We start from the raw sequence: 2,714 nt of genomic DNA, 5'->3' as shown, positions 1-2,714 counted from the left end.
ACTGACGCGGCGCACTCCGACCCCCCCCGCGATGCTCCGCACCTCGCCAGCCCCGCCCCGGCCCGGGGCGGCAGGCCCCCCAGGCCCGGCCTGGCTCCGGCCCCGGCCCGGATCCGGCCTGGCTCCGGCCCGGCCCGGCCCGGTCACGCCTCCGCGGGGGCGGAGGGGGGCGGGGGTTCGCCGAAACGGGCCAGGGCCAGGGCCCCCGCCACCGCGACCGCGAAGCCCAGGACGGCCAGCCACGCCAGGCCCTCGCGGGTGCGGTCGCCGAGCCAGACCACGCCCACCACCGCCGGGCCGATCGTCTCGCCCAGCACCATGCCCGCCGTGGCCACCGTCACCGAGCCCCGCTGGAGCGCCGAGGTGAGCAGCAGGAACGCCGCGCCCCCGCCCAGCAGCAGCGCGTACACCGCGGGGTTCGTGAACGAGACGCCGTCGATGAGGCGGACCGCCACTTCCACCACCCCGAAGCCCGTTCCCGCCGCCAGGCCCAGGACCAGCGCCCGGGAGCGGTCCGGGAGCCCGCCCGCCACCGCTCCCACCAGCAGCACCAGCCCGGCCACCCCCAGCAGCCCCAGCTTCAGCGCGAACGTTCCGGTCCCCGCGCCCTCCTCGCCCGACGCCAGCCCCAGCATCGCCAGACCCGCGCAGACCACCCCGACCGCGCCCCATTCGGCGCCGCCCAGCCGTACGTGCAGCAGCCGCGCCGAGACCACCGCCGTCACCGCGAGGCTCGCGGCCAGCGCCGCGCTCACCGCGTAGATCGGCAGGTGCTTCAGCGCGATGATCTGGAGCACGAACCCGGTCGCGTCCAGCGCGAGGCCCAGCACGTACCGCCACTGCCGGGCCGCCCGCAGCAGCAGCGCCGTGTCCACCCCGGAGCCCGTCCCCGGCTCCGCCGCCCGCGCGGCCATCGCCTGGAGGACCGACGCCGTGCCGAAGCAGACCGCCGCACCGAGCGCGCAAATCATCCCAAGGAGCACGCAACGGACTCTAGGTGATGGAGGTCATGAGGGGGTTTCGACGGCCGGATTCCATCGCTCCGCCACCCCGCTCTAGTCTTGCCGCCATGGACGACAGCAGCAGAAGTGACGGCACCGCCCGACGCCGCATGCGCTCCGGCAGCGTGGCCCTCGGCGGCATGGGCCTGCTCGCCGCCGCCCTCGTGGCCTGCGGCAGCAGCAGCGAGCCGGACAAGCGCTGCGTGGACCGCACCACCCTGGAGAAGCTGAACACCAAGGAGTGCAAGAGCGGCAACGGGAGCAGCAGCCGCGGCGCCTACTACTACGGCGGCTCCGTCTCCAAGAACCGCGTCAGCGGCGGCAGCTTCGACAAGTCCGCCGTCACCCGCGGCGGCATCGGCGGCCACTCCGGCTCCAGCGGCGGCTGACCCGCGTGCGCCGTCACACCATCGAACCGCGGCCGGACTGGCAGAAGACCGTCGAGGAGCAGGGGCTGATCTACCCCCTCACCCGCTACCCCGACGACTCCCTGCGCCCCTACTGGGACGAGAGCGCGTACTACTCCTTCTCGCTCCCCGAGGTCGAGGCGCTGGAGAACGTCGTCGAGGAGCTGCACGCCATGTGCCTGGCCGCGGCCGCGCACATCGTCGAGCACGACCGCTTCGCGGACCTCGGCATCACCGATCCGCGCCTCGCGTCGCTGATCGCCGAGTCCTGGCGCCGGCGCGCCGAACAGCCCTCCCTCTACGGCCGGTTCGACCTGCGCTACGACGGCGGCGGCAGCCCGGCCAAGATGCTGGAGTACAACGCCGACACCCCCACCTCCCTCGTGGAGGCGGCCAGTCCGCAGTGGTTCTGGATGGAGGAGCGCTTCCCCGGCGCCGACCAGTGGAACTCCCTCCACGAGCGGCTCGTCGAGGCCTGGCGCCGGCAGGCGGAACTGCTGCCGCCCGGCCCGCTGCACTTCGCGCACTCCGAGACCGACGAGCTCGGCGAGGACCTGATGACGGTCGCCTACCTCCAGGAGACCGCCGAACAGGCGGGCCTGGAGACCGAGGCGCTGTCCGTGGAGCAGATCGGCTGGGACGGTCTGTCGGGCCGGTTCGTGGACCAGAAGCTCCGCTTCATCCGCAGCTGCTTCAAGCTCTACCCGTGGGAGTGGCTGGCCGGCGACGACTTCGGCCCGCAGGTCCTCGGTACGTACGACCACGGCGGCGGCTCGGGCACCACCGCCTGGATCGAACCGCTGTGGAAGATGCTGCTGTCCAACAAGGCGCTGCTGGCGATCCTGTGGGAGCTCTTCCCGGAGCACCCGAACCTGCTGCCCGCCTACCTCGACGGCCCGCGCGAGCTCGCGCGGACCACCGGGTACGCGGCGAAGCCGCTGCTGGGCCGTGAGGGCGCCGGGGTCACCCTGCACCCGGTCGGCGGCGAGCCGTTCACCCCGGCCGAGGACGAGACGTACGTCTTCCAGGGCCTGGCACCGCTGCCCGACTTCGACGGCAACCACGTCGTGCTCGGCGCGTGGGTCGTCGAGGAGGAGGCCGCGGGCCTGGGCATCCGCGAGTCGGCGGGGCCGGTCACGGACGAGTACGCCCGCTTCCTGCCCCACGTCATCCTCTAGGGTCTGTCCTTCGGATCATGCCGGGCCTGCGGCGTCTGCCGGCCTCCGGCCCCGGCCGCCCCGCGGCCCGCGCCGGCGGGGGGGGCGCCGCCGGCTGCCCGGGGTGGGTGGGGGGGCGGGCGGGGGGT

The 2,714-nt window shown here is 74.3% G+C and carries 3 protein-coding genes; 2 read left to right on the top strand and 1 reads right to left on the bottom strand.

Annotated elements, in window-relative coordinates:
* Positions 1–143 precede the first annotated feature (143 nt).
* Positions 144–971, bottom strand: coding sequence for a hypothetical protein (locus tag ACFXA3_RS40455; protein WP_385196123.1), 828 nt, complete (start codon positions 969–971; stop codon positions 144–146).
* 98 nt (positions 972–1,069) lie between these two features.
* On the opposite strand from ACFXA3_RS40455, the gene ACFXA3_RS40450 reads away from it, so the two are divergent.
* Positions 1,070–1,390, top strand: a complete 321-nt coding sequence (locus ACFXA3_RS40450; RefSeq protein ID WP_385196121.1) for a hypothetical protein — start codon at positions 1,070–1,072, stop codon at positions 1,388–1,390.
* Between the two features lie 5 nt (positions 1,391–1,395).
* On the top strand, positions 1,396–2,586 hold the full coding sequence (locus ACFXA3_RS40445; RefSeq protein ID WP_385196119.1) for a glutathionylspermidine synthase family protein: 1,191 nt from the start codon (positions 1,396–1,398) through the stop codon (positions 2,584–2,586).
* The last annotated feature ends 128 nt before the right edge of the window (positions 2,587–2,714 follow it).

It is taken from the genome of Streptomyces sp. NPDC059456, from assembly GCF_042750055.1.
Classification (GTDB): Bacteria; Actinomycetota; Actinomycetes; order Streptomycetales; family Streptomycetaceae; genus Streptomyces.
The sequence above is the reverse complement of the archived record's forward strand: the minus strand, read 5'-3'. Positions and strand labels throughout refer to the sequence as shown.